Raw genomic sequence first — 7,405 nt, forward strand, 5'->3', positions numbered from 1 at the left:
TGCTCGGCTATCTGGTGGCCACCGCCCTCACCGCGCGCCGAGTGACCAGGCATTCGACCACGGCGCCGCCGGTGTGGTTCCTGTTCGCGATCGCCTTCGTGACCGCGATCGTGGCCTGGAGTCCGCGCGACCTGAGAGTGGAGTGGTTCTCCCTGCCGCTGGGCGCGTTCCTCCTGCTCGCCGGTGCGCTCGCCCTGCGCGGATCGACGTCGGCGGATGCCGACCGGCGGCCGACCCTCGACAGCTGGCCCGGGCGGTGGACGGGGTCGTGGGCGCTGCTGGCACCGGGGATCGTCACGATCATGATCGCGTCGATCGTCTCGACGTTCACCGATCCCCTCACCTGGCGAGCGATCCTCGTGATGGTGCTGGCTCTGGCCGCGATCCTCGTCGGCTCCCGGCAGCGGCTCGCCGCACCCTTCCTGCTCGGACTCATAGTGCTGCCCGTCGAGAACGTGTTCGTCTTCTCGGTGCAGATCGGGCGCGGCATCGAGTCGATGCCGTGGTGGATCACGCTCGCGGTGATGGGCGCTGTGCTGCTGATCATCGCGGTCACGGCCGAGCGGCGCACGGGGGAGGGGAGCGGTGTGGCCGCACGCGTGCGGGACCTCCGATGAGCGCGCGGCGGCAGTGGAGGACCCGTGCTCATTTGACCGTCACGTTACGCGGCATTACACTTGATCAGGTGTGTGCACGTCTCGACGTGTGCGCTGGGCGTCGGCACCATGCCGGTCCGCCCCCACGGCATACCCACCACCACAAAAGCTCGTCGATTCCGGCGTGCCGGTGGGTCATGAGGTGAAACCCATCACGCCGGCACCGTGCAGCACTATGAGGAGAGAACGTGCCAACCATTCAGCAGTTGGTTCGCAAGGGTCGCTCGCCGAAGGTCACCAAGACCAAGACGCCTGCCCTGAAGTCGAACCCGCAGCAGGCCGGGGTCTGCACCCGCGTCTACACCACCACCCCGAAGAAGCCGAACTCGGCGATGCGCAAGGTCGCTCGTGTGAAGCTCCGCAACGGCTCCGAGGTCACCGCCTACATCCCCGGCGAGGGCCACAACCTGCAGGAGCACTCGCTGGTGCTCGTCCGCGGCGGTCGTGTCAAGGACCTCCCCGGTGTTCGCTACAAGATCGTCCGCGGCGCCCTGGACACCCAGGCCGTCAAGAACCGTAAGCAGGCTCGCAGCCGCTACGGCGCGAAGAAGGGCTGAGTCCAATGCCTCGTAAGGGTCCCGCCCCCAAGCGTCCCGTCGTCAACGACCCGGTATACGGCGCTCCGATCGTCAGCCAGCTGGTCAACAAGATCCTGGTCGACGGCAAGAAGTCGCTGGCCGAGTCGATCGTCTACAACGCCCTCAAGGGCGTCGAGGCGAAGAACGGTCAGGATGCCGTCGCCACTCTGAAGAAGGCGCTCGACAACGTGCGCCCCACCCTCGAGGTCAAGAGCCGCCGTGTCGGTGGCTCGACCTACCAGGTTCCGATCGAAGTCAAGCCGCACCGCGCGAACACCCTCGCGCTGCGCTGGCTCGTCAGCTACGCCAAGGGTCGTCGTGAGAAGACGATGACCGAGCGTCTCCAGAACGAGATCCTCGACGCGTCGAACGGTCTCGGTGCAGCGGTCAAGCGCCGCGAGGACACGCACAAGATGGCCGAGTCGAACCGCGCGTTCGCTCACTACCGCTGGTAAACAGCTTCGCCCGCCCTCGGTCACACATCGGGGGCGGGCACCCCCCTCTTCGCAGTACGACTGCACAAAAGATAAGGACACTCCTGTGGCACAAGACGTGCTCACCGACCTGAGCAAGGTTCGGAACATCGGCATCATGGCTCACATCGATGCTGGCAAGACCACCACGACCGAGCGCATCCTGTTCTACACGGGCGTCAACCACAAGCTCGGCGAGACCCACGACGGTGCCTCGACCACCGACTGGATGGAGCAGGAGAAGGAGCGCGGCATCACGATCACGTCTGCCGCCGTGACCTGCTACTGGAACAAGAACCAGATCAACATCATCGACACCCCCGGTCACGTGGACTTCACGGTCGAGGTGGAGCGTTCGCTCCGCGTCCTCGACGGTGCCGTCGCCGTCTTCGACGGCAAGGAGGGCGTCGAGCCCCAGTCCGAGACCGTGTGGCGTCAGGCCGACAAGTACAACGTCCCCCGCATCTGCTTCGTCAACAAGATGGACAAGCTCGGCGCGGACTTCTACTTCACCGTCGACACCATCATCAACCGTCTCGGCGCCAAGCCGCTGGTCATCCAGCTGCCCATCGGTGCGGAGAACGACTTCATCGGCGTCATCGACCTCGTCGAGATGCGTGCGCTCGTCTGGGCGGGTGACTCCAAGGGTGACGTCACCATGGGCGCCTCCTACGAGATCCAGGAGATCCCGGCCGACCTCAAGGACAAGGCCGACGAGTACCGTCAGCAGCTCCTCGAGACCGTCGCCGAGACCGACGACGCTCTGCTCGAGAAGTTCTTCGGTGGCGAAGAGCTGACCGTCGCCGAGATCAAGGGCGCGATCCGCAAGCTCACCGTGGCTTCCGAGATCTACCCGGTCCTCTGCGGTTCCGCGTTCAAGAACCGCGGCGTGCAGCCGATGCTCGATGCAGTCGTCGACTACCTCCCGAACCCGCTCGACGTGGGCTCGATCGAGGCGCACGACCCCAAGGACTACGACACGATCATCGAGCGTCACCCCGACGCGAAGGACCCGTTCGCGGCCCTCGCGTTCAAGGTCGCGGTGCACCCGTTCTTCGGTCGCCTGACCTACGTGCGCGTCTACTCGGGTCAGCTGGACTCCGGTGCCGCGGTCATCAACTCGACCAAGGGCAAGAAGGAGCGCATCGGGAAGATCTTCCAGATGCACGCCAACAAGGAGATCCCGGTCCCCTCGGTCACCGCGGGAAACATCTACGCCGTCATCGGTCTGAAGGACACCACCACCGGTGACACCCTCACCGACCCGGCCTCGCCGGTCGTCCTCGAGTCGATGACGTTCCCCGAGCCCGTCATCGAGGTCGCGATCGAGCCGAAGACCAAGGCCGACCAGGAGAAGCTGGGTGTCGCCATCCAGAAGCTCGCTGAGGAGGACCCGACCTTCCGCACGGAACTCAACCCCGAGACCGGTCAGACGACCATCAAGGGCATGGGCGAGCTGCACCTCGACATCCTCGTCGATCGCATGAAGCGCGAGTTCAACGTCGAGGCCAACGTCGGAAAGCCCCAGGTGGCGTACCGCGAGACGATCCGCAAGAACGTCGAGAAGTACGACTACACGCACAAGAAGCAGACCGGTGGATCGGGTCAGTTCGCGAAGATCCAGTTCAACATCGAGCCCCTCGGCCTCGACGACGACAAGACGTACGAGTTCGTCAACTCGGTCACCGGTGGTCGCATCCCGCGCGAGTACATCGGCTCGATCGATGCCGGCTTCCAGGACGCGATGAACGTCGGCGTGCTCGCCGGCTACCCGATCGTCGGCGTCAAGGCGACGATCGTCGACGGTGCGGCTCACGATGTCGACTCCTCGGAGATGGCGTTCAAGATCGCAGGGTCGATGGGTATGAAGGAAGCCCTCCGTCGGGCGAGCCCGGCGCTCCTCGAGCCGCTGATGGCCGTCGAGGTGCGTACTCCTGAGGAGTACATGGGCGACGTCATCGGCGACCTGAACTCGCGTCGTGGCCAGATCCAGTCGATGGAGGACGCCGCAGGCGTCAAGGTCGTCCGTGCACACGTCCCGCTGTCCGAGATGTTCGGATACATCGGCGACCTGCGCTCGAAGACCTCGGGTCGCGCCGTCTACTCGATGGAGTTCAACAGCTACGCTGAGGTTCCCCGCGCTGTGGCGGACGAGATCGTCCAGAAGCACCAGGGCGGCGAGTAACACTTCCTGGGAGTCGAGTTCCGGCTCGGCTCCCAGGTCCCCTACAACTTCACATTCCCTCTCTACTAAACTGAGATTCACACCCGTAGAGAACCGGTCGCAAACCAGTGCCCGGCACCCTCTACATGACGTCCTGAGGAGGACCCAGTGGCTAAGGCCAAGTTCGAGCGGACCAAGCCGCACGTCAACATCGGAACCATCGGTCACGTTGACCACGGCAAGACCACGCTCTCCGCAGCGATCTCGAAGGTGCTTGCTGACAAGTTCCCGTCTGACACCAACGTGCAGCGCGACTTCGCTTCCATCGACTCGGCGCCGGAAGAGCGCCAGCGTGGAATCACCATCAACATCTCGCACATCGAGTACGAGACCCCGAAGCGCCACTACGCGCACGTTGACGCCCCCGGCCACGCCGACTACGTCAAGAACATGATCACCGGTGCTGCTCAGATGGACGGCGCGATCCTCGTGGTCGCCGCCACCGACGGCCCGATGGCTCAGACCCGTGAGCACGTTCTGCTCGCCAAGCAGGTCGGCGTGCCGTACCTGCTCGTCGCGCTGAACAAGGCCGACATGGTCGACGACGAGGAGATCCTGGAGCTCGTCGAGCTCGAGGTCTCTGAGCTGCTCGCATCGCAGGGCTTCGCCGAGGACGCTCCTGTCGTCCGCGTCTCCGCCCTGAAGGCACTCGAGGGTGACGAGAAGTGGACCCAGTCCATCCTCGACCTCATGGAGGCCGTCGACAACAACGTTCCCGACCCCGTGCGCGACAAGGACAAGCCGTTCCTGATGCCCGTCGAGGACGTCTTCACGATCACCGGTCGTGGAACCGTCGTCACCGGCCGCGCCGAGCGTGGCACGCTGGCCATCAACTCCGAGGTCGAGATCGTCGGACTCCGTCCGACCGTCAAGACCACGGTCACGGGTATCGAGATGTTCCACAAGCAGCTCGACGAGGCATGGGCCGGCGAGAACTGCGGTCTCCTGCTCCGTGGTACGAAGCGTGAGGACGTCGAGCGCGGTCAGGTCATCGTCAAGCCGGGTTCGGTCACGCCGCACACCGACTTCGCGGGCACCGCGTACATCCTTTCCAAGGATGAGGGTGGGCGTCACAACCCCTTCTACACGAACTACCGCCCGCAGTTCTACTTCCGCACCACCGACGTCACCGGCGTCATCACGCTGCCCGAGGGCACCGAGATGGTCATGCCCGGCGACACCACTGACGTGACGGTCGAGCTGATCCAGCCGATCGCCATGGAAGAGGGCCTCGGCTTCGCCATCCGTGAGGGTGGACGCACCGTCGGCGCCGGTACGGTCACGAAGATCATCAAGTAAGCATCTGCTTCCTGGCACAAGGGGTCGGACCTTCGGGTCCGGCCCCTTTGTCGTGCCCGTCGCGGGGTGTCCGAGTCGACACAAGTCCCGTGCTCTTTCGCCCGTGGGCCGTTGCGTGCAGAATGTGAACGTGCGCTGGACACCCGGCGCATCTCATCGCATTCAAGGGGGCCCCGCATGGGTATCGAGGACAACGTCGGCAACGCCGTCAACAAGGGCAAAGATCTGTACGAGCAGAACAAGGACAAGATCGCCGAGGCCGTGAAGAGCGAGCAGGCCGAGGACATCAGCGACAAGGTCCTCGACGGGGTCGCCGACTTCGCCAAGAAGATCGCTCCGGGCGCCGCAGACAAGATCGACGAGATCCGCGACACCGCCGACAAGGCCGTCGGCAACGAGTAGCAGACGGCTCTGAGAGCCGGAGCGGCGGTCCCCCGAGGGGGGACCGCCGCTCTTCTTCGTCCGGCACCAAGTATTCCGCTCCGCGGTATCGCGTTTCACGGCAGTGTTCGCGTAGTATGGAACCCGATCGCCTGGGGAACTTGCGATCAGGGATTTCGAAGGGGTTCGACTTCCCGAATTCACGCGGTCAACCGCGTCAAACTGGGGAATTACGATTTTGGGGATCATCGTGCGACGCGCGCACTCTGTGCGCTCTGACGTCTTCCCGCCCGCGCGGCGGTTGCTTCGCCGCGCCCTCGGTCGAGGATCCCGGCGTCCCTTCACGCCGGATTCCTCGCGTTCGGTGTGCCCCCTCGCACTGAACGCCCTCCCCAAGCGGGGCGAGGCATGGGGATGCCTCGCCCCGCTCTCACCGTCTCTCTGAGCATCGAACGCTGCAGGTTCGGCAGTCGGCGGAAGAGCTGCGGCGGCCGGCTTGCGGCCCTGTTCAGGTGATGCACAGCCGCCGCGACACGCCCGGGTTTGCGCAAGTGAAATCGGCCGTGGCAGAATAGACAGGTTCGACATTCCGGCACGCTCAGCGTGGGCTGGATCACCATCACGACAGTGCATAGGCGGCGCAGAGCGCAGGGACCTAGGCCGCGGGTGGCAGAACGATCCCGACATCTTCATCATGAGGGCTTCGCCGTGCGCGGTGGAGGTCGGACCCGCTCGTCGCGAGGCGTGTGGGATGACAGCAGAACAGTGGTGCAGCAGATCGACTCGCAAGAGCCGTTCGAGTGCCGAGGCGCGAACAGCGCCGACGTGCGTCCAATGCCCCTGAGCCACCCGGTTCAGGACGGTAAGACGCCTAAAGAGAGAGAGCAGACAATGGCGGGACAGAAGATCCGCATTCGCCTGAAGTCGTATGACCACGAGGTCATCGACACGTCCGCACGCAAGATCGTCGACACCGTGACCCGCGCGGGCGCAACTGTCGTCGGCCCCGTGCCCCTTCCGACCGAGAAGAACGTCGTGTGCGTCATCCGGTCGCCCCACAAGTACAAGGACAGCCGCGAGCACTTCGAGATGCGCACCCACAAGCGTCTGATCGACATCGTCGACCCGACGCCCAAGGCTGTCGACTCGCTGATGCGTCTCGACCTTCCGGCCGATGTCAACATCGAGATCAAGCTCTGAGGTCGGACATGGTTGACATCAACTCCAAGATTTCCAAGGGCATGCTGGGCACGAAGCTCGGTATGACCCAGGTCTGGAACGAGAGCGGCAAGCTCGTTCCCGTCACCGTCATCGAGCTCGCCTCGAACGTGGTCACGCAGATCCGTACCCCCGAGGTCGACGGCTACAACGCCGTTCAGATCGCCTACGGTCAGATCGACCCGCGCAAGGTGAACAAGCCGCTGACCGCTCACTTCGAGGCTGCAGGCGTCACGCCGCGTCGTCACGTCACCGAGATCCGCACCGCGGATGCCGGCGACTACTCGCTGGGCCAGGAGCTCACGGTCGACGGCACCTTCGAAGCGGGCCAGCTCGTCGACGTCGTCGGCACGAGCAAGGGCAAGGGCTTCGCCGGTGTCATGAAGCGTCACAACTTCAAGGGCGTCTCGGCTTCGCACGGTTCGCACCGCAACCACCGCAAGCCCGGCTCCATCGGCGCATCGTCGACCCCGAGCCGCGTCTTCAAGGGCATGCGCATGGCCGGCCGTATGGGTGGCGAGCGCGTGACCGTCCTCAACCTCACGGTGCACGCCGTCGACCTCGAGAAGGGTCTGC

The 7,405-nt window shown here is 64.6% G+C and carries 8 protein-coding genes; all 8 read left to right on the plus strand.

The genetic code is table 11. The annotated features are described in order from the left end of the window. Positions 1-617 (plus strand): SCO7613 C-terminal domain-containing membrane protein (locus J7E68_RS02000; RefSeq protein WP_215169389.1); only part of this gene is annotated, 617 nt, incomplete at its 5' end. 227 nt (positions 618-844) lie between these two features. Continuing rightward, on the plus strand, positions 845-1,213 hold the full coding sequence (gene rpsL, locus J7E68_RS02005) for a 30S ribosomal protein S12 (RefSeq protein ID WP_056312883.1): 369 nt from the start codon (positions 845-847) through the stop codon (positions 1,211-1,213). 5 nt (positions 1,214-1,218) lie between these two features. Next, entirely contained in the window at positions 1,219-1,689 is a 471-nt protein-coding gene (gene rpsG, locus J7E68_RS02010) for a 30S ribosomal protein S7 (protein WP_215169391.1), read from the plus strand. An 85-nt stretch (positions 1,690-1,774) separates the two neighbouring features. Continuing rightward, positions 1,775-3,892 carry an elongation factor G gene (gene fusA, locus J7E68_RS02015; protein ID WP_311416046.1) on the plus strand — a complete coding sequence of 706 codons (2,118 nt, stop codon included), beginning with the start codon at positions 1,775-1,777 and terminating at the stop codon, positions 3,890-3,892. Positions 3,893-4,039: 147 nt separating this feature from the next. After that, the gene (gene tuf, locus J7E68_RS02020; RefSeq protein ID WP_045253854.1) at positions 4,040-5,230 is read left to right on the plus strand and encodes an elongation factor Tu; all 1,191 of its coding nucleotides are present in this window, start codon (positions 4,040-4,042) and stop codon (positions 5,228-5,230) included. A gap of 177 nt (positions 5,231-5,407) precedes the next feature. Beyond that, positions 5,408-5,632: a hypothetical protein gene (locus tag J7E68_RS02025; protein WP_215169393.1), complete on the plus strand. Its 225-nt coding sequence runs from the start codon at positions 5,408-5,410 to the stop codon at positions 5,630-5,632. Between the two features lie 870 nt (positions 5,633-6,502). After that, a complete protein-coding gene (gene rpsJ / locus J7E68_RS02030) occupies positions 6,503-6,811 on the plus strand; it encodes a 30S ribosomal protein S10 (RefSeq protein ID WP_017201594.1) in 309 nt (102 codons plus the stop codon). A gap of 8 nt (positions 6,812-6,819) precedes the next feature. Next, positions 6,820-7,405, plus strand: a 586-nt coding sequence (gene rplC, locus J7E68_RS02035; RefSeq protein ID WP_215169395.1) for a 50S ribosomal protein L3, incomplete at its 3' end; no start/stop codon positions are given.

Source organism: Microbacterium sp. ISL-103, from assembly GCF_018613995.1.
Classification (GTDB): Bacteria; Actinomycetota; Actinomycetes; order Actinomycetales; family Microbacteriaceae; genus Microbacterium.